Genomic DNA, 22,132 nt, shown 5'->3' on the forward strand with positions numbered 1-22,132 from the left:
TATGCCGACGTCAGCCCCGCCCAAGAACCGCTTCGAGCGGCGCCGCGCCGAGACCCGGCAGGCGCTCGTCCGTGCGGCCCGGCAGATCCTCGCGGAGACCGGGGACACCAGCGCCAGCATCCAGGCGATCGCCGAGCGCGCCGATGTCGGTTTCGGGTCCTTCTACAACCACTTCGAGTCGAAGACGGAGCTGTTCGACGCGGCGGTGACGGACGCCCTGGAGGAGTTCGGGCAGGTCATCGACGCGCGTGTGGAAGGCATCGACGACCCGGCCGAGCTGGTCTCGGCCGGTTTCCGGCTCACCGCCCGGATGGCCGACTCCCACCCGGAGCTCCTGCGGATCCTGCGTGACCGCGGACTGGCCCATATCCACTCCGACCGCGGCCTCGCCCCGCGCGCCCTGCGCGACCTGGAGACCGGCATCGCGTCGGGCCGCTTCAGCTGCGGCGACGCGACCACCGCCCTGTCCGCCCTGGGGGGCACCCTGCTGTCCCTGGTGGCTCTCCGGCTGGACCGCCCGGACCTCGACGGCGACGAGGCCGCCTCCGACCTGGCCGAGATGGTCCTGCGCATGCTCGGCGTCCCCCCGGACGACGCCCATGAGGTCACCCGGCGCCGGCTGCCCGAATCCGCCTGACGACGTCCTGCACCTGGAGCGCGGCCGCCCGTGGTGCCACGCCGGCGGCGACGAGGAACGTGGTCGCCGCGGCCTCACCGGTGGCGTCCTCCCACGGGCACGCGGCGCTCTCCTCGGCGAGGGCCAGCATCAGCGCCTCCAGCGCCTGAGCGAGGACGGGTGCTGGAAGGTGGTCCGCGAAGACGCCTTCGCGCTGACCGCGCCGTAGGTTCGCGACGGCCTCCTCACGGGCCGGTGCCAGGGTGGCGCGGAACGCGTCCTCGCCCGGATGGCGCCGCCCCAGGGCGATGAGCATGCGGTACTGGTCACCCACCGCCCATGCCGCCAGCACCATCCGCGTCAGCGCCTCGGCCGGGCCGGCAACCGGGGTACGGGCTGCGGCGAACGCCTGCCGGAGTTCAACGCCTGCTTCGCTCGTCAGGTCGGCGATCAGCGCATGCCGACTGGGGAAGTGCCCGTAGAAGGTGCGCCGGGCGACGCCGGCCGCCTCGGCGATGACGTCGACACTCGCGTCGGGGTCCTCCCGGAGACTCTGCCGCGCGGCCGCGAGGATGCGCCTGCGGTTGGATTGAGCATTCCTGCGCTGCGGAGTACGGCCCAGGGCGTCGGTCGTCTGCATGGTTCTGTCTCTCCATGGTCGCCGGAAAGCCGTGGGCGCCGGTGCTCCCTCAAGCACCGGCGCCCACTCACCCCTGCCCGAGGTGGCCTGGTGTCCTGCTGACAGGCGTCAGGGGACGAGGATGAGGCGGATCGGGTCGCCGGTCTTGTTCTCGAGACGGCTGACCGCGTCGGCCGCGTCGACGAGCGGGATGTGGTCCGTGATGGAGGGGGCCAGGTCGAGGCGGCCGGCCGCGGTCAGCCGCACGAGCTCGGTGACCGACTCCGGGGTGCCGCCGTAGTGGCCGCGCACCTGCTTCTGCAGGTAGTTGAAGGTCAGGCCCTCGGTGATGGTGAGCGGCCTGGGGGTGATGCCCACCAGGATCAGGGAGCCGCCCAGGCCGAGGACGGAGGCGGCCTGCTCGCGGACGGCGGGGACGCCGGCGCAGTCGAAGGCGAAGTCCAGGCCCCGTCCGTCGGTGGCCGCGCGTACCTGGTCGGCGAAGTCGGGGGCGGCCGGGTCCAGGGCGTGGTCCGCGCCGAAGGCGAGGGCGCGCTCGCGGGCGCTGGGCAGCGGGTCGACGGCGATGATCGGGGCGGCGCCGGCCAGGCGGGCGACGCGTACGTTGTGGGCGCCGACTCCGCCCACGCCCCAGACACCGATGGACTGGGCGGGACGGACGCCCGCGGTGGTGACGACGGCGGCGTAGGGGGTGGAGACCGCGTCGGGGATGATCGCGGCCTGGTCGAAGGGGAGGCTGTCGGGGATGGGGATGAGGGTGTCCTCGCGGGCGATCACGTACTCGGCCCAGCCGCCGTCGTAGTCGATGCCGGCGGTGAGCATCTGGGTGCAGGGGCGGCGGCGCACGCAGCCGGCGCACCTGCCGCAGGTCTTGCCGGCCTCCAGGGTGACGCGGGTGCCGACGGCCAGGCCGCGCTTGAGGTCGGGACCGGGCGTGTGGATCACACCGGCGACCTCGTGGCCGACGGTGACGGTGTCGGAGGCGGCGAACAGCGGGACGAGGGAGCCGTCCAGCAGGTGGACGTCGGAGAGGCAGACGCCCGCGGCCTTGACCTCGATGAGGACCTCACCCGGGCCCGGTACGGGGATGGGGACCTCCTCCACGGCGAACTTCCTGCTGTCCAGGTGGAAGCGTCCGGCGAGCATGGTGTCCATGAAGTTCTGCTTTCTGTGAGCGGCACCCGACGGTTTCGGGGCGGCGGGTGCCATGCGGTGTCTGAATGGCTTGTGGTGGCCGGGAGGCATACGGCAGGCAGCGGGGGTGCCGCACGCCTCCCGGCGGCTGGGGGTCACACGCCTTGACGGCGTGCGGCGGTCAGGCGAAGACGTCCTGCTGGTAGCGCTCGTCGGCCTCCAGCTGGGCGAGCCACGCCTGAGCGGTCTCGTCGCCGCAGCCGGTCTTCTGGCGGTAGACGGCGGCCAGCGCCTCGCGGACGGCCGGTGCCATACGGCGGCCGTCACCGCAGACGTAGATGTACGCGCCGGCCTCGATGGCCTGCCACACCGTGTCGGCGGCATGGGCGATGGCGTTCTGCACGAACCGCGCCGGGTGGCCGGCCACGGCCGAGAACGCGGTGTGGATCTGTGCGATCCCGGCCCGCTCCCAGTCCTGCATCTCCTGCTGGTAGAAGTAGTCGTGCTCCGGGTGACGGCAGCCGACGAAGACTTGCGACATGCCGACCTCGGTGCCGCCTGCGTGCTGCCAGGCTCGCTCCTCCAGGAAGCCGCGCAGCGGCGCGATGCCGGTGCCGGGGCCGATGAGGATCAGCGGCGTGGCGGGGTCGGCGGGCGGGGCGAACGTCGGGGAGGGGACGCGGACGTACCCGTACACGACGTCTCCGGGTTCGAGGCCCGCGATGTAGGAGGAGCAGGTACCGCGGTACTGGCCGTCGCCGGACAGCGCCGGGCCCTCCAGCAGGCCGACGGTCAGGCGTACGTGGCGCGGGTTGGCCGACGAGGCGGAGGAGATGGAGTAGAAGCGGGGACGGATCGGGCCCGTCATCTCCAGGAAGACCGCCAGCGGCAGCTCGATCGCGGGGAAGCGCTCCAGCAGGCCCAGCACCGAGATGCGCTTGCCGAGGATCTCCTTGCTGTAGTGCTCCTCCGCCTCTTCGGTGTCGGCGGTGTACGCCTGGAGCTGCGGCCGGGTCCACGGGCACTGGGTGTACTCGGCCAGCGTCTGGATCTGGGAGCGGGTGGCCACGTCCTGCAGTTCCAGGAACTCGGTGAGCAGGATGCCGGCGGTGACCGGGGTGCCGACCGGCAGGTGGGTGCGGCCGCCGCCGGGCTGGTCGAGCCGGAGCACCTGGTCGTAGTCGACCCCGAACCGCCTCAACGCACGCTCCACCAGAGCGAGTTCGTTCTTGGCGAAGACGGCCAGATGGTTGCCGGTGTCGTAGCTGACGTCGTCGGGCAGCTCGAAGGTGATGGACTTCGCGGACGGGCGCGGCGGCTCGATGGCGAAGTCCCACAGGCCGGTCGCATCCGCCACGAGTTCCTCGTTGGCCACCACCGTGAGCGGGTACGCCTGCTCGGAGACGATGGCGGGGCGCACGTCGGACTCGGCGAGCAGCTGGACCTGGTAGCGCGGGCCGCTCGCCTCGGAGGTGTCGGCGGCGTACTCCTCGGCGAGGGTGGCCCACAGGGTGTCCATCCAGCGGGTGGCCATGCCGTCGAAGTCACCGGCGGCGTCCGCGATGCCGCGCTCGACGACCGGAGTGGCGCCGGCGGCCAGCAGACCTTCCTCGATCCGCTTCGGGAATGCCTGGTAGGTGGCCACCCACTGCGTGTTGCCGGCGCCCAGCAGCGCGAACCGCACGTTCGACAGCGACCTCTCCGGCAGTCCGGCGGCCAGCAGGTCGTCGAAGCGCTGGGCGTTGTCGGGGGCCTTGCCGTTGTAGCTCGCGGCGACGACGGCGAGCAGACCCTCGGCGGGCAGGTTGTCGCCCAGCTCGTCCAGGCTCATCAGCGTGGTGCCGAAGCCGGAGCGCTCCCCGCGGTCGGCGATGGTGCGCGCCAGGTCTTCGCAGGAACCGAGGCTGGAGCCGTAGGCGACGGTCAGGTTGACGCCGACGCCGCTGACCGCTGCCTGCGCCTGCGTGTCGCCGGTCTGCAGGTCCGCGGCGCCGAAGACGGTGCGCTGGTGCTCCTGGCGCTTGCGGACGACCAGCTGGAAGTCGCCGGGTTTGCGCGTCAGGGCCTCGCGGACGTCCATCTTGTAGTCGGTGGTGTCGGAGAACCTGAACTTCTGCAGCACCAGCGCCAGCGCCAGGCGGGCCTCGGTGAGTGCGAACTGGCGGCCGATGCACGCACGCACACCGTTGCCGAACGGCTTGTAGGCGTGCGGGTGCTGTTCCACACGGTTCTCCGGCAGCCACCGGTCGATGTCGAACTCGTCCGGCCGGTCCCACGCCTTGGTGTGGGAGTGCAGCGCGCCCATGAGGATGTTGGCCCTGGTCCCCTTCTTCAGCTCGTACCGGTCGCCGATGACGGTGTCGTCGATGGGCGCCTTGGCGATCAGCGGGATGGGAGCCCACAGGCGCAGGGTCTCCTCCAGGATCCGCGGGATCACGTCCAGCTGCATGATCGTGTCGTAGTCCGGGACCGTGTCACCGGGCAGCAGGCGGTCGACCTCGGCGTACGCCTGCGCCAGGACGTGCGGGTTGCGCATCAGGGAGTACGTGGCGAACGAGAGCAGGCCACTGGTGGTCTCGTGACCGGCGATCAGGAAGGTCACCACCTGGTCGCGGACGTTGTCGTCCGCCAGCAGCCTGCCGGTCTCCGGATCGGTGGCCTGCAGCATCAGGCCGAGCAGGTCCTCCTCGCCGGTGCCCTTCCCCTCACGACGCTCCTTGATCACGCTCTCGACCAGGTCGCGCATCAGCTGGATGTTCTCGCGGTACTTCCTGTCGTCCGCCTTGCGGAGCCTGGTCATCATCGGCAGCTCCTGGGAGCGCCGCATCGACTCGATGAGCGACTCCAGCAGCGAGTTGAGGAAGGGGTGGAGTTCCTCCTTGTCGAAGGACCGGAAGCGGTATCCGAACCCGGACAGGGCGATGGTGTCCAGGGTGAGCCGGGTGTAGTCGTCGGTGACGGCTACCGGCCGGCCCTCCCGGCTCTCCCACTTGCCGACCAGGTTCTGGGCGATCTCCAGCATCTGCCCGTAATAGGTCTTCATGGCCCGCTGGCTGAAGGCCGGCAGCAGGATCCGGTGGGCCATGGCCCACTCCTCTTCGTGCTGGTGGGCCGTGAACAGGCCCGCCCCCGTGTAGTCCCGCACATGGTTCAGCGGCGTCTTCTCGATCTGCTTGAAGAACCGTGTCTCGTCGCACACCTCGGCCACCAGGTCCGGGTCGTAGACGAAGACCTGCTCGATGCCGGCGATGTCCATGCCGTAGATGCCTTCGGGGAACTGCTTGGACAGTTCGTTGAAGTACTCCACCGGGTTGGTGTCGGGGATCTGCGGGGTGTGGCCGAGCAGGGGGATCCCGCGGGGGGACCGGATGGGGCGAAGGTCGTTCGCGGAGTGCGTGGTCATGGCTTGCTCCTCTGCATGGAGGGGGGAGGGGGTGGGGTGGGCAAGGGCGCGCTGCGCAGGTCGATGCCTTGGCGCCGTACGGAAACATACGCCGTATGGAACCAGTACCGTACGACGTATGGAAACTTGAGGCAACCCCGGCCGTCTGTCCGGCCTCTGCGATGCGGATCATTTCCGTACGATGTATGAAACTGGTACCGTACGAGGTATGGAAAAGCAGGTGAGACGTCCCCCGCGGGGCACGAGGAAGAGGGACGTGCCTCTGACGGAGGCCGGGATCTACGCCGCGGCCCTGCGGCTCATCGACGAGGACGGGGTCGAGGCGCTCACCATGCGCAAGCTCGCCACCGCGCTCGACGCGAACCCGATGTCGCTGTACCACCACGTGCCGAACAAGGAAGCCGTGCTGCGCGGCGTGGCGAGAACGGTCGGCGCCCAGTTCCGCACCGTGACGCTTCAGGACGCTCCCTGGCAGGAGCGCATCCGACTGCTCGCCACCGACTTCCGGACCTTGGCGCACCGTCATCCCGAGCTGATGGCCTACTCCTTCGGTCAGCCGGACTTCATTCAGCCCGACGACCCGTTCTGGACCGCGCTCACCGCGATCGTGGCCGCTGCCGGGGTGTCACAGCCGGAGGTCCCGGAGACCGCCGCTCTCATGGTGGCCGTCGTCGTCGGTGTCCTCGGCGCTGAACTCAACGGCTCGCTCCAGCAGTGGGCGAGCCTCAAGCCCCCAGGTGCCGTCGTCGGCGCGGACGGGGTGACGGACGCAGACCGGGCACGCCCTGACCGGGACCACATGTTCCGGCTGGTGATCGACACGCTCATCACGGGTCTGGAGGGCCGGCTCGCCGCCGGTCGCAACGGCCGGGGCGCCGGCCGCTGAGCCGGTGGCTGCAAGGCGTTGCGGCCCGAGCGCGTCGATCGCCGGGCGGGTGTGGGCCGCGACGCGCCGTGACGTGCGAGGGGGGTCGTCCCCCGCGAAGAGACCGTCCTGATGCGGCCTCTGCGGGCGCGCGGTGCGTTGCGGCTGGGCCGGGCGGCCGACCTGTGGCGTCGGCGCCGCCCGGAGCGGACCCGCGTCCGATTCGTCCGCGGGCGTTCCGCGTCCCGGCTCCCGCCTGTTGCGCCCTCGGCGGTCGGCTTGCGGTCGGTTGCGCCGTGGCCGGATGGCCCTCACGTGCGCTTGGCGTCGGTGCTGCCGATCACCCCGGAGGGTCCCTGCGGGCTGGGATTGCCCGTCGCCGGCCTGATCACCGATCGCCGCGCGTGGACCGCATTGGGATCGCCCTGGCGGTGGTGAACGCCTCCCTGGACGCCCGCGGCACGGTTGACGGACCTGACACCGAGCCCCGAACTCGCCGTTCTCGCTCACGCCCGTCGACGTCTGGCGAGCGCCTTGGCCGAGTTGCGCCGAGCCGCCGAGGTGGCCTTTCGGGAAGGGGGTGCTGCGCCCTTCCCGAGGAACGCGTCGCCGTCGTCGAGCAGGAGAGCCGCCGGGGGCCGGCCCTCCTGGCGGCGTCAGCGCAAGGGTGAGTCCACGGTGGGCGTCAGCAGGGTCTCGTCGAGGCCGACGATCTGGCCGATGTCGAAGCCCTCCATGTCCGCGCGGAACTCAGGGCTCGACAGGTAGGCCTCCAGCCGCTCCGGCACGTCGTCGGCGTCCCGGTAGGAAACGAGGGCGTAGAGCCGGGGAGTCTCGCTTCCCGGCGCCGCGGGCACCGTCCAGACTCCGTGTGTGGTGATCCGGTGCTCGGCCATGCCGGGAATGTGCTGGGCCCAGATCTTCTCGTAGGCGGAGAGCGCGTCGGGACTGCGCAGGGTGTAGACGCGAAGCTGGTACTGGGGCACGACACTTGTTCCTTTTCTTCCGGGTTCTGGGCATGGACGGCCGGCGGTCAGCCTTGGGGGAAGAGGTGCGCCAGTTCGGCATCCCAGTCGATGTGTACGGACTCGGTGCCCCGTGGCACCAGAGTCTCCGTGTCCTGAAGGAAGCACGTGACGTCCTGCACGGGGACCTCGAGCAACGCGGTGCCCGCGGAAGACCCGAGGGCGATGTATATCGACCGGTCGCCCCGCCCCGCGGCCGACCAGATCCGGACGTCCGCGTAGCCAGCGGGCCCCTCCAGTCCGTCGGCCAGCAGGTCCCGCCCCAGGACCCATTCCACCGGCTCGTCACAGTCGGCGAAGAAGACCGCACGGACGACATAGGGATCGGTGGGCTCATACCGAAGACGTACGCCCACGGGCAGTGAGCAGGTGTGCGAGACGACCAGTTGCACGGTCGTCCGCCGTTCCAGAGTCTTCAAGGACTTCTTCATCGGCTTCCGCTCCTGGGCGTGGCTCGGTGGGGCCGCACGCCCGGCGTGCGGCCTAGAGGCAGTGCGGGAGGAGGCGGTACGGCAGGGCGCGGGCGACGGACGGCACCGGCGGAGCGCACGGTGAGCTGCGCGGCACTCACTCGGCCCGCGGTCGGGGACGCCGACCCCGACCGCAGGGCGGGTTCCTGCCGTCGGCAGGGCACGGGCCGGGGGAAACCGCTCGGGCTCGCGGCCTGGCGTAGTCCCGGTCTCACCGGTCGTCGCGGCTCGGTTCGCGGTGGTCCCCGCGCCGGCCGTCGTGCTCGCTGCGGTCTCCGTCGTGCCGGTACGACCTGTCCGGCGTCGCGCCGTGTGCTTCGCTCTGCCAGCGGTAGAAGTGACCGTCACGGTAGGAGAGCCCGTCGCAGTCGTGCCGGGGCGAGCCGGTGCCGTGGTCCTGGTACCAGCCGCGGACCTCGTCGCAGGAGTAGCCCCGCTCGAGCAGGTAGCCGACACCGTGGTCCCAGCTGTGATCAGCGGTGGTGCCCCGGTCGGACGGCCGTGTGACGTGGGCGGGCGCAAGGGAGGCGGCCGATGCGGTGCCCCCGGCGCAGAGGACGGCGCCACCCGCAACCGCAACGGAGGAGACGGTGAGGGCGATGCGCTTCGTGAGCTTCTTCATGATCTTTCCTTTCCGAGGGCGTGATCTGCGCCGACGACGGTTCGGTCAGGCGATATGTGGCGCCTGGCGTGGTGGGGGCGAGCATTTCCATACGTCGTACGGAACTGCCCTCACAGTATTACCATACGGTGTATGGAAATGTCGAAGGTGAAGGCGGCGGAGGCGGACCACGCGCAGGAGTGCCAGGAAGGGAGGACGCCCCCACCGTGCGTTCGGGCTTCGACGACGGTGGCGGGACGGCCACGCGCGTCCGGATGCGGATGCTCGGGCCGGGCCGCAAGCTGGTGCCCTAAGTCCGTAACCTTCGAAGGAAATGTCATGGTGGCGGTGGCCGCGGGTGCGAGCGCCGGACTGCCGGCCCGCTGGGAGACGCCGACGTCAGCCGCGGACGTGGGAGCGGCAGTTCTGCCGCCACCGCTGATGTGCGCATGGCCGATGCGTGCGGCTTGTCGGTCTGTGCCGTGACCGAGGGTGCGTCGCTACCGGCGACCGGGGCCCGGCGGCCCTGGCTGATCGTGAATCCGCGTTCGGGGGGAGGGAAGGCGAGCCGGTTCCGGATCGTGGAACGGGCCCGTGCGCTGGGAGTCCAGGTCTTCCTGATCGATCATTCCCTCGCCCAGGACGTGGCCACTGTCGCCCGCCGTGCGGTGGACGACGGTGCGGATCTGCTGGGGGTGGTCGGCGGCGACGGCACGCTGGCACTGGTCGCCGCGGTGGCTGCGCAGAGCGGCCTGCCTTTCATGGCCGTTCCGGCCGGTACCCGCAACCACTTCGCGGTGGACCTCGGCCTGGACCGCGCTGACCCTTCGGCCGCCCTGAAGGCCCTCACGGACGGCCTCGAACTGCGTGTCGATCTCGGGTACGCGGGGGAGCGGGCGTTCGTCAACAACGTGTCGTTCGGAGCGTATGCGGCCCTGGTACAGGATCCGTCCTATCGGGAGGACAAGATCGGCACGATGGTACGGGTCCTTCCGGAGTTCCTGGCACGGCACGCGGGTCCGGAGCTGGCGGTGCGCGCCGGGCTGCTCACTGTGGACCGGCCGGATGCCGTGCTGGTGAGCAACAACCCCTACCAGGTCGACGACCCGACCGGGCTCGGCAGGCGTGCACAGCTCGACTCGGGCCTGCTGGGGGTACTGGCCGCCAGGGCGGAGACGCCCGCCGAAACGGCCGCCCGACTGCGCAGCGGGCAGCTGCACGGGCTGACCCGTCTCGCGACACCCGACGACGTCGTCGTCCACGCCGACGCCCCGGTCGTCTCCGTCGGGCTGGACGGCGAAGCCGTCACCCTGCCGACTCCCGTGCTGTGCCGGATCAGTCCTCGGGCACTGCGGGTCTGGGTTCCCCGCCATCGGCCGGGCGTCGTGCCCACCGGATGGCGGTCGCCGGGACGGGCCGCCGCGCAGGCGAATCGGTAGGCCGGGCCGGGCAGGTCGACCTGCAGGGCCGTCTGCCCGGTGAACAGCCGTTCCAGCTGGTTCTCGGCGAGGGCGGAGTCGTGATCGGCGGACGCGTGGGACGGCTCTGTCCGGTCCCGTCGGCTTCGCCGATCAGTGCTGGGGGTGCGGACGTGCGTGGAACAGGGGGCGCCCCCGGGAGCCTGTGCTGGGAGCGAGGTGGCCGATCTCGACGCGTGTCCTGATGGCGCGGACCACCTCGGTCAGGCCCAGAACCACGGCCATGACGCCCACGACCAGAGTGAGTGTCGCGATCGAGGCGAACGGCATGACGATCATCACGATGCCGGCCATGGCGCCGATGATCCCGAAAGCCGCGTGCCAGCCGCGCGCCGGCATGTCCGGGGCGGAGGCCGCCGCGGCCGTCTCCAAGGTGCCGCGCAGCAGCCAGCTGAAGCCGATCCACAGGGCGAGCAGGAAAATTGTCTCCAGGGTGCCCCGGAAGCAGAGGAGCCCCAGCAGGAGGGAGGCCGCGCCGGTGATGAAGTGCAGGACGCGGAGATGCCGGGGAACGTGGGTGCCGAAGGCGGCGGCGAGTTGGAAGACACCGGTGGCCAACAGGTAGACACCGAAGAGGATGCCGACCACGCGGAGTGTCTCGCCCGGCCAGACCAGGGCGATGACGCCCAGGGCGATGGTGGCGAGGCCCATGGTGAGCAGAATCTGCCAGCCCAGGTTCGCCAGGGCGGCCATGCCTTCGGCGAGGGGGCCTTCTTGTGGTTCGGTGCCGCGTGAGGGAGCGGGGCCGGGGGAATCGGAAGGAGCTGTCATGGCACCTGCCTCCTTCTGGGAACAGCGCCGTCATGAGCCTTGCATGTCCATCGTCGCCCGATCAGCCTCATGTCGCTCGGTGGAAAGGGCGGCGGTTCGTGGCGTCCGGGGGTGCTCCACGAGCAGGCTCCTCCGGCCTGTTCGTGGAGCGTGCCCTGCCGAAGCCGGGTCGGGATCCGAAGTCTCCTGGCCGATACCAGCGGCCGTGGCGCATGTGGTGGTGTCCGGTTCGGGTTGACGCGTCGGTACTCACGCCCAGGGGATGATGACGGCGCGTCCTTGGATCTTGCCGTCGCGCAGGAGCCGATAGGCGGCGTCGGCGCGCTCCAGGGGGAAGTGCTCGACCAGCATCTTGATCTTTCCCTGCCGGGCGAGGGTGATCACCTCCGTCAGTTCGGTGAGGGAGCCCCAGTAGGGCGAGGCGACGGAGCACTCGTGCGGCGGGCTGGAGAAGTTGACGGGCAGGGCTGCGCCGCCGAGACCGACGATGGTCAGGTGACCGAGCACCCTGGCCACCTGGGCGGCCATCCGTAGGGTCGGGGCCGCGCCGACCAAGTCCAGGACGAGCTGAGCGCCTTGTCGCCCCGTGATCTCCTTGATGCGCTCGACCGTCTCGTCACCCGGGAGCAGTGCTTCGTCGGCGCCCATGCGCTGGGCGGTTTCCAGCTTGCCGGCGTCGGTGTCGACGGCGACGACGGTGGTCGCCGTGCTGAGTGCGCGCAGAATCTGGATGGTCATCTGGCCCAGGCCGCCGGCCCCGATCACGACCGCGGTCGACCCCGGCCCCAGCAGGTGCAGGGACCGTTTGACGGCGTGATAGCTGGTCAGCCCGGCGTCGCTGAGCGGGGCGGCCTGGCGGGGGTCGAGGCCGCGCAGCGGAATCAGGTAGCGCGCTGCCGGCACCAGCAGGTACTCGGCCATGCCGCCGTCGTGACCACCTCCCAGGCCGGGGCCCTGACCACCGAGGTTGTGGCAGTAGTTCTCACGGCCCTCCCGGCAGTTGGCGCACACCCCGCAGCCCCAGGAGCCGTAGACGATCACGGGGTCGCCGGGCGCGAACCCGGTGACACCCGCTCCCAGCCGTTCCACCCATCCCGCGTTCTCATGGCCGAGCGTGAACGGCGGATCCGTGAAGCCGGGCAGCGGTGCGGGTGCCTCCATGATGTGCAGATCGGAGTGGCACGCACCGGCACCTCCGATCTTCACCAGTACCTGCCCCGGCGCGGGCTGGGGGACCGGTACCTCGCGCAGCTCGGGCGGTTGCCGCCATCCGACGAGTTGGAGAGCTCGCATAGTGGTCCTTCACGCCCTCTGAGTCAGTCGCGGATGCCGTCGATGTCGATCAGGACGTGCCGCGGTCCGCGGAAGATCTGGTTGTGCCGGTACGGCGGCGGGTCCTCGACGAGGCGCGGGTTCCGCACCCGGCGGACGAACTCGCCGACCGCTGTCTGGACCTCGAGCCGCGCGAGCGGTGCGCCGAAGCAGAAGTGGATGCCCTGGCTGAACCCGAGGTGCTGGTTGTCGCGGCGTTCGAGGTCGAGTCGGTCGGGGTCGGTGAACCGTTGCGGGTCCCGGTTGGCCGAGCCGTACGCCAGGAAGATCGGCGCTCCTCCCGGGATGGTGGTACCGGCGATGTCGATGTCCTCCACGGCGGAGCGGGTGTGCCAGAACTGGACCGACGATTCGAAGCGCAGCAGTTCCTCCACCGCGGGCACGATGAGCTCGGGCCGGTGGCGCAGCTTTTCGAGCGCATCGGGGTGGCGCAGCAGAGTGAGCACGCTGTGGGCGATGAGGTTGACCGTGGTCTCGTGTCCCGCGAAGATCAGGAGCAGGGCGTTGCTCGCGAGTACGCCCTTGGACATCCGTCCCTCCGGGCCGTCCTCGTTCACCATCGCCGAGAGCATTCCCGGGCCGGGCTGCCGGGCGTACCTGTCGAGGAGTTCGGCCGCGAACTGCCCGAACTCCTGCACGGCCTGCCGCCCTCCGGCCTGCCGGCTCTGGATCTCTTCGGACGCGGCTTCGGGGCCGAAGTCCAGAGCGTCCAGGGCGGTCTCGATCCACTGGTGGAACCGTGCTTCGTCCTCCAGGGGCACACCCAGGACCTTGCAGATCACCGTGACCGGCAGAGGGTAGGCGAAGTCGTCGACGGCGTCGATCCGGTTCCTGCCCTGCATGTCGTCCAGGAGGCCGCCGACGATGCGGCGGATGTCAGGCTCCAGGTCGGATACCAGGTGAGGCGCGTGGGGCGGGCCGGCGAAGTGCGGCATCATCATCCGGCGATCCCGGTCGTGCTCGGGCGGGTCGCAGGTGATGATGTTCGGCTCGGTCAGCGCTTGCCTGATCGGCTCGGCCACCGGCTCCGCCGAGCCCGCCGCCTGGGCCGCGGCCGGGGCGGGACACTTCCGTGGATCCGAACTGACCCGGGGGTCGTGGAGCAGCTCGACGATCTCCCGGTAGGTGCTGACGACATAGGTGCCGTCCGGCTGCCGCGCCACCGGTGTCTTGCGCAGTTCCTCGTAGAACGGGTACGGGTTGGCGCGGTTGGCGTAGCGGAGGGCCTGCTGCCAGGGGGTTTCCTCGACCACGGGGCTCCCTCCTTCTTCCTGTCGGTGCTGTCCGCCCGCCCGGCCCGATGCGGCGGGCGCGTCAGTGACGGCGCGGCCGGAACTCGGCCGTCCGCTCGCTCGGGGCATGGCCGGTCAGGACGACGTCGGGGACCGCTGTCGGGACCCGGGGGTCCGGGAACTCGGCCGGCATCGGCTTCATGTCGGTGGGCTGGTCCCAGCCCGGCGGCGGGGGCGGGAACGGACCGGACTGCTCGATCAGCTTCCCGTAGTACTCCAGCCACTTGCCGTGGTCGAAGGTGACTGCGGCGACGATGCGGCCCCGGTGACCGTAGGCGGCAGCGAAACGGCGCTCCTCGACCGATCCCTGGGTGAAGACGATCTCGTCACCGAAAGGCGGCACGCCGACGGACTTGATGTTCACGCCGAACTGACCGGACCAGAAGCCGGGCAGCAGCAGATGCGGGCGGTAGTGGGGCTCCAGGTTCACCATGTTGTGCGCCGCGACCTGGGCGCCGAAAACGGCGTTGTCCCAGTGCTCCATCGCCAGGAACTGGTACTCGTAGAGCACATGCGGCGCACGCGCCACGTCCCCTGCCACGTAGACGCTGTCGGTGACCACACCGTTGATGTCGAAGGCACGACCACCGGCGTCGCACCCGACGCCCCAGAAGCCGGCCGCCAGCCCGGAGCCCTCCAGCCATTCCACGTTGCGGATCGACCCCAGCGAGGCCACCACCACGTCGGCGTCCACGACGGCGCCGTCCGAGAGCCGAGCGCGCCGCACGTGCCCGCCCAGGTCGCCCTCCAGCGACGACACCCCCAGCCCGCACCGCAGGTCCACGCCGTGATCGCGCTGCATCTGAGCGGCGACCTCCCCGATCACCTCGCCGAGCGCGCCGACCAGCGGCGCCGAACCCCGCTCGACGACGGTCACCGGGATGTCCAGTTCGCGGCAGACCGAGGCCACTTCCGAGCCGATGAACCCGGCGCCGACGACCAGGACCCGGGACGGCGACTCGGCCAGTGCCTTCTGCAGCTGGGCGGCATCGTCACGCGAGCGAATCGTGTGGACCCCGTCCAGGGCGGCCTCGTCCGGGTTCGGCCATCGCCGCGCCCGGGTGCCCGTGGCGATGAGCAACCGGTCGTACGGGACGTGCTCGCCGTCGGCCAGGCGCACCTGCTTGGCGACCCGGTCCAGCCCGACGGCGGGTACCCCGAGCCGCCACTGCGCGTCCACTTCGCGCAGGCGCGGCAGCTTGGTGTGGTCGGCCGGCACCCAGCCCTTGAGTACCTGCTTGGACAGCGGGGGACGGTCGTAGGGCTCGTACGGCTCGTCCCCGATGATGGTCAGGGAACCGGTGAAGCCCTCCTCCCGCAATGCTTCCGCGGCCCGCAGCCCGGCCAGCGAGGCACCCACGATGACGATCCGCCCGTTGGCCCTGAACTCGCGCACCAGCTCCGCGACCGTCGCCGGCAAGGTCATGACGACGCACTCCCCTCCGCGCCGTCCAGGCGTTCGACCATGATCGCCTGCACCGGGCAGGCCGCAGCGGCTCGCTCGACCTGGAGTCGCCGCTCGTCATCGGGGTTCGGGTCGTAGGTGAGCGCCTCCTGGCCGCCCAACCTGAAGACCTCGTGAGCGAGATACACGCATTGCGCATATCCCTGGCATCGATTCAGGTCCACGACGATCCGCATGAGCAGACTCCTTCCGCTCTGCTTTCCGTCCCACGGGGCCATCGACGTGGTCACGCAGGCGTGGAGCGGTTCTCGAGCCCCCTGTCAGGCGACTCGGCCGGATGTCTCACCTGTCATCCCGGCCGAGGCCCTGGCCGCGCAGCTTGCGTGTCCGGTGGCTGAGAGCGTGCCGGGCCGAAGGGGCCCGGTACGGCATCCGAACGGCGCCGGCATCCGTCGGGTCTAGGAAAATACTCGTCCCGCCCGACGGCGTTCGCAAACCCGCCGTTGCGGATCACAGGCGGTCCCAAGGCCGTTGAGGCTCTTGGACACCGAAAGCGGCCACAGCGATCACGGGCGCCGGGGAGAAACCCCCTCCCGTCGGCCGGGCCGGCAGAAGCCGCCGTGGTGAACGACGGACGGCTGCGCAGAGGGCCGCAGCACGTGCCGCCGCACTCTTGCTTCCGCACCGATGGCATGGACCGGGACGTAGACGGCCGACCACACGCACCTCGCCGAACCGGTGGGCTCCCGCGAGATGCCCGACACCGGAGAGAGGGTCGGCCGCCGCCGCTCACCTGCTGTCGCACTCCCGGGGTGCGCACACAGGCCCGCGGCGATACGCCACCCCCACGGCCACACGTTCAGGATGACGGTGCGGGAGTCGCTCCTTGCGCCCCACCGGCCGGCATCGTCGGCTGCGAACCGCAGCCGCGCGGTGTGTGAGGGAAAGGCGGCTGGGCCGCGCTGCTTCTCCGCCTGGGCAGCGCCCGCCAGGTCGAGGACCCGCCGCGGTACCGGCGGAGCGCCATGCTCCGCGGACCCCGGCACCTGTCTGTCCACCTGTGCAGCCGTGCCGTCGGCGGACAGCACATCGTCTTCACGCCGCAGCGGGAAGGGGCCGCCGGGCGAGGTCACGGGCCTCGTCCGCGGAGAGGCCGAGCATGTGCAGGAGCATCTCGGCCATTTTTCCCGCTGCCTGGTCCCTGTCGGCCTCGGGCTGACGGAACCACAGCTGCACGAGCGCCAGCAGGCTGCCGTCGAGCGCGGTCAGGGCGACCATCGGGTCGACCACGGTGAAGCGGCCGGAAGCCATGCCCTGCTCCACGTCGCGCCTCGCGCGCGGAGCCAGTCCGCGGCCGGCGCAGATGCGTCCGAGCTCGCTGTGACAGAGGATCCGCATGATCTCCGGGTGTGAGTCGGCCATGCGTGCGCTGAGCCGCATACCGCCGGAGAGGCGCTCGGCGGGGTCGTCGACGCCGCACAGATGCCCGTCGACGGCTCGTGCGAACTCCTCAAGGGCATCGGCCACTGCCGCGTCGAACAGGTCCGGCTTGCACGTGAAGTGGTTGTAGAACGAGCCGAAGCCCACGTCGGCGAGCTCTGCGATGGTCCGGATGCTGGCGCCCGTATCACCCGAATCGGCCAGCAGTTGCCGAGCGGCGCGGACGAGTGCCTGCCGGGTCTCGGCCCGACGGCGTTCGAAGCGATTCCTGGGGGAGGCGGACATCGACATCACACACCGTACACAAAGTCACCAGTCCTGATGAATTCATCATCGCGCTGATGGTCTGAATTGTCCACCTGGACGTCATGGCCCGGCTCCGCCGTCTGGCGGTCGGCGGTGCCGGTGGCGACAGGGGTCGCCGCGCCTCCCTCGTCGCACTGTGCGGCCCCATTTGATTGAACGATCAGTTTCGGTGGCCTTGACGATGAAGCGGTCGTATCTGACTATTTCATCAGAAATGGGTAAATCGACCCATGAGTGGCGAAGGTCGGGCGGCCGCGCCCACGCCGGCCCTCCCTCACCTCCGCACTGAAAGGGATCAACCACGATGACGAACACGGACCACGCGTCACCCGCAGAGCCGGTGAGCCCCAGCGAGATACCGGACGCGGCGATAGCGATGATCGATGCGGACGGGACGGTGGCGGCGTGGACGCAGGCCGCTGAGCAACTCGTCGGGTACTCGGCCGCGGAAGTGGTGGGCCGATCCGCCGTGCACGTGCTGCCGCCTCCCGAGGAGCCCCGAAGGGCTTCGCTGTTCGCCGAGGAGTGCCGTGCCCGAGGTGGCTGGTCCGGCACCGCCGCGGTCCGCCACCGCGACGGCCGCACGCTCAGGATGTCGCTGCGGGTCTCGCTGTTGTGGGGGCAGAACGCCGGTACCCGGTGGTTGGTGTCCGTGACCGACATAGGCGCCCTGTCCTCGGGGCCCTCCGACGGACCGGTGCGGGAGTCTCTCCTTGCCCATGCACCGATCGGCATCGCCGTGTACGACCCGCGGTTGCGCTGTACCTGGGTGAACGACGTCATGGAGCGCAACGACGGCGTTCCCCCTGACCGGCGGTTCGGACGCCGTCTGAAGGAGTCGCTGCCCGCGGTGGAGGCCGAAGCGCTCGAGGTGGTGATGCGGCAGGTGCTGGAGAGCGGTACCACCATGGTCCACGAGTACCGGGCGTGGCCGCCGACGGACGGGCGCCGTGAGCACGCGTTCTCGGCCTCGTTCTTCTGCCTCCAGGACGTGGACGGCACGGCGATGGGAGTGTGCTCCATGACCGTGGACGTCACCGGGAACCGGCGTGCGCGCGAGCGCCTGGCCATCCTCAGCGAGGCGAGTACACGCATCGGCAGCACCCTCGACGTCATGCAGACAGGGCAGGAACTGGCCGAGGTCGCCGTGCCCCTGCTGGCCGACCACGCCCTCGTCGATCTGGTCGAGTCCGTTCCGTTCGGTGTCGAGCCCGCGGCACGCATCGGCACGACAGACGGCCGCCCGCCGCTGCTGCGGCGCGCCGGTCTGGCCTCCGTGGACCTGGGGATCCTGGAGTCGCCGTGGGTACGGGAAGAGGTGATCCACGCCCACCCGAGCTCATCGTTCGCAGCCGCCCTGCGCACGGGCAGGTCACACCTCGAACCAGTGCTCGACACCCAGGCCGGTCCGTGGGTCGACCACGACCCGGTGCGGGCGCGGAAGGTGCGGGACAGCGGCGTCCACTCCCTGATGGTCGTGCCCATCCGTGCGCGGCACTGCGTGCTGGGGCTGGCGCTGTTCGGCCGCTCCGAGGAACAGACGCCGTTCCAGGAGGACGATCTGCTCCTCGCCGAGGAACTCGTCACCCGGGCTGCGCTCTGCCTGGACAATGCCCTCCAGTACGCGCGCGAGCGCACCACGGCCCTCACCCTGCAACGCGACCTGCTTCCCCACCACGTGCAGGGCGGCGCCGCCATCGAGGTGGCCTCGCGCTACGTGCCGGCCGACATGGACCACGGCGTGGGAGGCGACTGGTTCGACGTGATCGAGTTGTCCGGCGCGCGGGTGGCCCTCGTCGTCGGCGATGTGGTCGGGCACGGCATCAACGCCGCGGCGACCATGGGCAGGCTCCGCACGGCCGTACGCACGCTCGCGGACCTCGACCTGCCGCCGGACGAACTGCTGGCACACCTCGACGACACGGTCCGGCGGCTGAACGACGAAGACTGCGACGTCTCCGACCCGGTCCCAACGGCGGTGGGTGCCACCTGCCTGTATGCCGTCTACGACCCGGTCACCCGACGGTGCACGCTGGCGCGGGCCGGGCACCCACCGCCCCTGGTCGTCGACGAGCGGGGCAGGGTCACCGTCCCCGACCTGCCCGCCGGGGCCCCGTTGGGCCTGGGGCTCGGCCTGGTGCCTTTCGAGTCCGTGGAACTTGACCTGCCCGAAGGAAGTGTCCTCGCCTTCTACTCCGACGGCCTGATCGAATCCCGCGACGAGGACATCGACGTCGGCCTGCAGCGCCTGGGCGCCGCCCTGGGAGAACCCGGTGCCTCCCTGGAGGAACTGTGCTCGCGGGCGATGGACACCTTGCCGGCTCGGGCATCAGCCGACGACGTCACCCTGCTCCTCGCGCGGACCCGCGCACTGAAACCCGCCCAGGTCGCCTCGTGGGACCTGCCGAACGAGCTCGTCACCGTCCCGGCAGTCCGGCACCTGGCCGTCCGCCAGCTCAGGCAATGGGGTCTGGAACCGCTGGTGGCACCCATGGAGTCGATCGTCACCGAACTGGTCACCAATGCGATCCGCCACGGTGGCGGACCGAGCCGCCTGCGGCTCATCCAGCACCGGGTGCTGACGTGCGAGGTCTCCGACACCAGCACCGGCCGACCGCGCCCCTGTCATCCCGGCACTCTCGACGAGCACGGCCGCGGCCTCTACCTGGTCGCGCGACTGTCGCGCAGGTGGGGTTCCCGCTCCGCAGCAGACGGCAAGGTCGTCTGGGCCGAACAGGACCTGCCCTCCACCGCCGGCGCCGTCTGAGTGCCGGCAGCCGTCGCAGGACGACCTTCCCCCGCAGCCGCGGACCCTCATGGAAGCCAGATACATGGACACATCCAGTGTTGAAAACGCCGACCCGGCAGGCGCCTCCCAAGGAGCGACGAGCCTCTCCGGCATCGGCCCCGGCGGCAAGCCACCCGCCTTCGACGGTATTGCCGCAGCCTTGCTCGACGATCGAGGCACGGTGGTGGGGTGGACCGGCACAGCACAGGACCTGACCGGGTTCTGCGCCGACGAGGTCCACGGCCGCCCGGTGCAGGAACTGGTGGCCGACCTCCCGCACGGCCCGCGCAGGGTCGTGGAATGGCCGGCGACCGGCCGGATACGACTGCGACACCAGCGCGGCGACACGATCGACGTCACCTTCCGGACCACACGGGTGAAGGGCTCGGCGGACTTCCTCGTGCTCGCGGCCCCCACCCCTCACGTCACCGGCCGCCAGCGCGGCGCGGCGCTCCTGCGTGCACTGTCCGCCCAGAACCGGATCACGATCGCCCTGCACGACACGGACCTCACCACCGTACAGACGAACGCCATGCCGGACACTCCCGACGGCCGTCCCGTGCAGCCCGGCGCCCGGCTGTGTGACGTGCTGTGCGCGGAGGACGCCCAGAGCGTCGAAGCGGTACTGCGCCAGGTCCTTCGAACGGGCATTCCGGTGCTCGGCAGGAACCAGCACGTGAGCTGGCGGCACCATCCGGTGCGGCGGCACGCGCTGTCGCTGTCCGCCTTCCGTCTGGAGGACGCACAAGGCCACCCCACGGGGGTCGCCGCGCTGTACATCGACGACACCGACGGACTGCGTGCCCGCCGGCAGCTGGATCTCGCCCGCGAAGTTGCCGAGCGTGTGGGAGACTCCCTGGACGTCGCGCGGACCGCGCAGGATCTCGCGGACGTCCTCGTACCGGCCTTCGGCGATCGCGCCGCGGTCGACCTCGCGCAGGCCGTGTTCGACGGTGAAGAACCCGTCGAGCGGCTGGGCGGCGGGGATCCTCATCTGCGCAACGCCGCCCTGGCGCCGGCCACAACGGTCTGGCCGCCCGGCATCAAGGCCGGAAGCAACGTCCCGCCCCTGTCCGACCACCCGCTCCTGCGCCGCTTCCAGCGCGGCGAGACGGTCGTCTACGGCCGGGACGACTTCGTCGCCCTGACCGGCGGCCCGCAGCTGGTCGACCAACTCCTCCCGCAGGACACGGTCGCGGTGATGGCAGCACCGCTGCACGCCCGTGGCCTCACCCTCGGCGCGATCGTGCTCTGGCGCACCGGGCTGTCCGAACCGTTCACCGAGGACGAGGTGGATCTCATGGGGCAGATCGCCTCACGAGGCGCGCTCGCCATCGACAACGCCCGCCGCCACACGCGCGAGCGCAGAGCGGCCATGGCCCTGCAACAGAGCCTCCTTCCTCCGGCCACGACCGACACCCCGGCAGCCGAGACCGCAGGCGTCTACCTGCCCACAGGCCGCGGAGAGGGCACCAGCGGCGACTGGTACGACGCCATTCCCCTGCCCTCCCTCCGGGTGGCCCTCGTCGCAGGGGACGTGATCGGCCAGGGCATCCCCGCAAGCGCCACCATGGGCCGTCTGCGCGCCGCCATCCAGACGCTCGCCGACCTCGAACTGGAACCGGACGAGTTGCTCACCCGCATCGCCGACCTCGTGCAGCGCCTCGCGGCGGAAGCACCGCCCGGCGGCCACGACGCAATGGGCGCCACCTGCCTCTACGCGGTCTACGACCCGGTCACCCGGCGCTGCGCCATGGCCAGTGCCGGACACCCACCGCCCGTGCTCGTCCGGCCCGACGGGACAGCCGGCGCGGTCGACCTCCTCCCCGGGCCACCCCTCGCCGTCTGCGGCATGCCGTACGAGACCACGGTGATCGACCTGGAGCCGGGCAGCGTCCTCGCGCTCTACACCGACGGGCTGGTTCACCGGCGCGCGCACGACATCGATGACGGGCTCCGACGGCTGACCGAAGCGCTCGCCACGTCCTGCCGCCGCGACATCGCTCTGGACGAGACCGGCAGGGCTCTCCTCGACGAGCTGGTGGACGAAGCACCGCGCGACGACGCGACCCTGCTGCTGGCACGCACCCGCGTCGTACCGGCCGAGGACACCGCGCACTGGCGGATACCGGCCGATCCGGCTGCCGTCTCCGAGGCCCGGCGGTGGGCGACCCGTCAACTCACCGCATGGGGGTTGGACGACCTCCTCTTCCCCACCGAACTCATCGTCAGCGAACTGGTCACCAACGCGATCCGCCACGGTCGTCCGCCGGCGGAACTGCGACTGATCCGCCGCGGTGTTCTGGTCTGCGAGGTCACCGACTCCAACAGCGCCCAACCTCGTCTGCGCCGCGCTCGCACCACGGACGAGGGAGGACGCGGCCTGTTCCTCGTCGCTCAGCTCGCCGAGCGCTGGGGCTGCCGCCATGGCCAGAACCGCAAGACCATCTGGTCCGAACAGCCCATCTCATGTTCCCGCTGATCACGTCTGAAGTCCGCGGCAACCGAGGCCCGGTGCCCGGCGAGCGAGCCGGGAACGTGGCTGCAGGCAGCGGTTGGTCCGGTG

17 protein-coding genes are annotated in these 22,132 nt (G+C 70.7%); 5 read left to right on the forward strand and 12 right to left on the reverse strand.

Going from position 1 to position 22,132, the window contains the following annotated elements; all coding sequences use genetic code 11:
- Position 1 precedes the first annotated feature (1 nt).
- Positions 2-637 carry a TetR/AcrR family transcriptional regulator gene (locus tag ACIQVL_RS28660; RefSeq protein WP_403426052.1) on the forward strand — a complete coding sequence of 212 codons (636 nt, stop codon included), beginning with the start codon at positions 2-4 and terminating at the stop codon, positions 635-637.
- On the opposite strand, the gene ACIQVL_RS28665 is transcribed toward ACIQVL_RS28660, so the two are convergent.
- The 3 genes from ACIQVL_RS28665 to ACIQVL_RS28675 form a co-directional block, all read right to left on the reverse strand.
- Positions 606-1,256: a TetR/AcrR family transcriptional regulator gene (locus ACIQVL_RS28665; protein ID WP_403476736.1), complete on the reverse strand. Its 651-nt coding sequence runs from the start codon at positions 1,254-1,256 to the stop codon at positions 606-608. The two genes, ACIQVL_RS28660 and ACIQVL_RS28665, sit on opposite strands and share 32 nt — an antisense overlap.
- A 108-nt stretch (positions 1,257-1,364) precedes the next feature.
- Positions 1,365-2,411 carry a zinc-binding dehydrogenase gene (locus ACIQVL_RS28670; protein ID WP_403426047.1) on the reverse strand — a complete coding sequence of 349 codons (1,047 nt, stop codon included), beginning with the start codon at positions 2,409-2,411 and terminating at the stop codon, positions 1,365-1,367.
- 160 nt (positions 2,412-2,571) lie between these two features.
- Positions 2,572-5,793, reverse strand: coding sequence for a bifunctional cytochrome P450/NADPH--P450 reductase (locus ACIQVL_RS28675; RefSeq protein ID WP_403426044.1), 3,222 nt, complete (start codon positions 5,791-5,793; stop codon positions 2,572-2,574).
- Positions 5,794-6,049: 256 nt separating this feature from the next.
- Between ACIQVL_RS28675 and ACIQVL_RS28680 the strand changes: the two genes are divergently transcribed.
- A complete protein-coding gene (locus ACIQVL_RS28680; protein WP_403476737.1) occupies positions 6,050-6,679 on the forward strand; it encodes a TetR/AcrR family transcriptional regulator in 630 nt (209 codons plus the stop codon).
- Between the two features lie 635 nt (positions 6,680-7,314).
- Here ACIQVL_RS28680 and ACIQVL_RS28685 read toward each other — a convergent pair.
- From ACIQVL_RS28685 to ACIQVL_RS28695, 3 genes are all read right to left on the reverse strand, one after another.
- Positions 7,315-7,644, reverse strand: a complete 330-nt coding sequence (locus tag ACIQVL_RS28685) for an NIPSNAP family protein (RefSeq protein WP_403476738.1) — start codon at positions 7,642-7,644, stop codon at positions 7,315-7,317.
- Positions 7,645-7,691: 47 nt separating this feature from the next.
- Positions 7,692-8,114, reverse strand: a complete 423-nt coding sequence (locus tag ACIQVL_RS28690; protein WP_403426038.1) for an SsgA family sporulation/cell division regulator — start codon at positions 8,112-8,114, stop codon at positions 7,692-7,694.
- A gap of 250 nt (positions 8,115-8,364) precedes the next feature.
- Positions 8,365-8,775, reverse strand: coding sequence for a hypothetical protein (locus ACIQVL_RS28695; RefSeq protein ID WP_403426037.1), 411 nt, complete (start codon positions 8,773-8,775; stop codon positions 8,365-8,367).
- Positions 8,776-9,335: 560 nt separating this feature from the next.
- On the opposite strand from ACIQVL_RS28695, the gene ACIQVL_RS28700 reads away from it, so the two are divergent.
- Positions 9,336-10,193 (forward strand): diacylglycerol/lipid kinase family protein, encoded by an 858-nt coding sequence (locus tag ACIQVL_RS28700; protein ID WP_403476739.1) that lies wholly within the window; start codon positions 9,336-9,338, stop codon positions 10,191-10,193.
- A gap of 132 nt (positions 10,194-10,325) precedes the next feature.
- Here the strand turns inward: ACIQVL_RS28700 and ACIQVL_RS28705 are convergent, their stop codons facing one another.
- The 6 genes from ACIQVL_RS28705 to ACIQVL_RS28730 all read right to left on the reverse strand — a co-directional run bounded on the left by ACIQVL_RS28705 (position 10,326) and on the right by ACIQVL_RS28730 (position 16,763).
- Positions 10,326-11,003, reverse strand: a complete 678-nt coding sequence (locus ACIQVL_RS28705; protein WP_403426033.1) for an HdeD family acid-resistance protein — start codon at positions 11,001-11,003, stop codon at positions 10,326-10,328.
- 249 nt (positions 11,004-11,252) lie between these two features.
- Positions 11,253-12,296 (reverse strand): NAD(P)-dependent alcohol dehydrogenase, encoded by a 1,044-nt coding sequence (locus ACIQVL_RS28710; protein ID WP_403426031.1) that lies wholly within the window; start codon positions 12,294-12,296, stop codon positions 11,253-11,255.
- Positions 12,297-12,319: 23 nt separating this feature from the next.
- Positions 12,320-13,588, reverse strand: a complete 1,269-nt coding sequence (locus ACIQVL_RS28715; protein ID WP_403426029.1) for a cytochrome P450 — start codon at positions 13,586-13,588, stop codon at positions 12,320-12,322.
- A 61-nt stretch (positions 13,589-13,649) separates the two neighbouring features.
- A complete protein-coding gene (locus ACIQVL_RS28720) occupies positions 13,650-15,053 on the reverse strand; it encodes an NAD(P)/FAD-dependent oxidoreductase (RefSeq protein WP_403426027.1) in 1,404 nt (467 codons plus the stop codon).
- On the reverse strand, positions 15,050-15,268 hold the full coding sequence (locus tag ACIQVL_RS28725; protein ID WP_403426026.1) for a ferredoxin: 219 nt from the start codon (positions 15,266-15,268) through the stop codon (positions 15,050-15,052). Before ACIQVL_RS28725 ends, ACIQVL_RS28720 begins: the two co-directional genes overlap by 4 nt.
- Positions 15,269-16,127: 859 nt before the next feature.
- Positions 16,128-16,763: a TetR family transcriptional regulator gene (locus ACIQVL_RS28730; protein WP_403426024.1), complete on the reverse strand. Its 636-nt coding sequence runs from the start codon at positions 16,761-16,763 to the stop codon at positions 16,128-16,130.
- A 319-nt stretch (positions 16,764-17,082) separates the two neighbouring features.
- Between ACIQVL_RS28730 and ACIQVL_RS28735 the strand changes: the two genes are divergently transcribed.
- Both ACIQVL_RS28735 and ACIQVL_RS28740 read left to right on the forward strand, forming a co-directional pair.
- Positions 17,083-19,545 (forward strand): SpoIIE family protein phosphatase, encoded by a 2,463-nt coding sequence (locus ACIQVL_RS28735; RefSeq protein WP_403426022.1) that lies wholly within the window; start codon positions 17,083-17,085, stop codon positions 19,543-19,545.
- A gap of 64 nt (positions 19,546-19,609) precedes the next feature.
- Positions 19,610-22,048, forward strand: a complete 2,439-nt coding sequence (locus ACIQVL_RS28740; RefSeq protein WP_403476740.1) for a SpoIIE family protein phosphatase — start codon at positions 19,610-19,612, stop codon at positions 22,046-22,048.
- The last annotated feature ends 84 nt before the right edge of the window (positions 22,049-22,132 follow it).

The sequence above is a fragment of the Streptomyces sp. NPDC090499 genome, from assembly GCF_044769305.1.
In the GTDB taxonomy this organism is placed as follows: Bacteria; Actinomycetota; Actinomycetes; order Streptomycetales; family Streptomycetaceae; genus Streptomyces.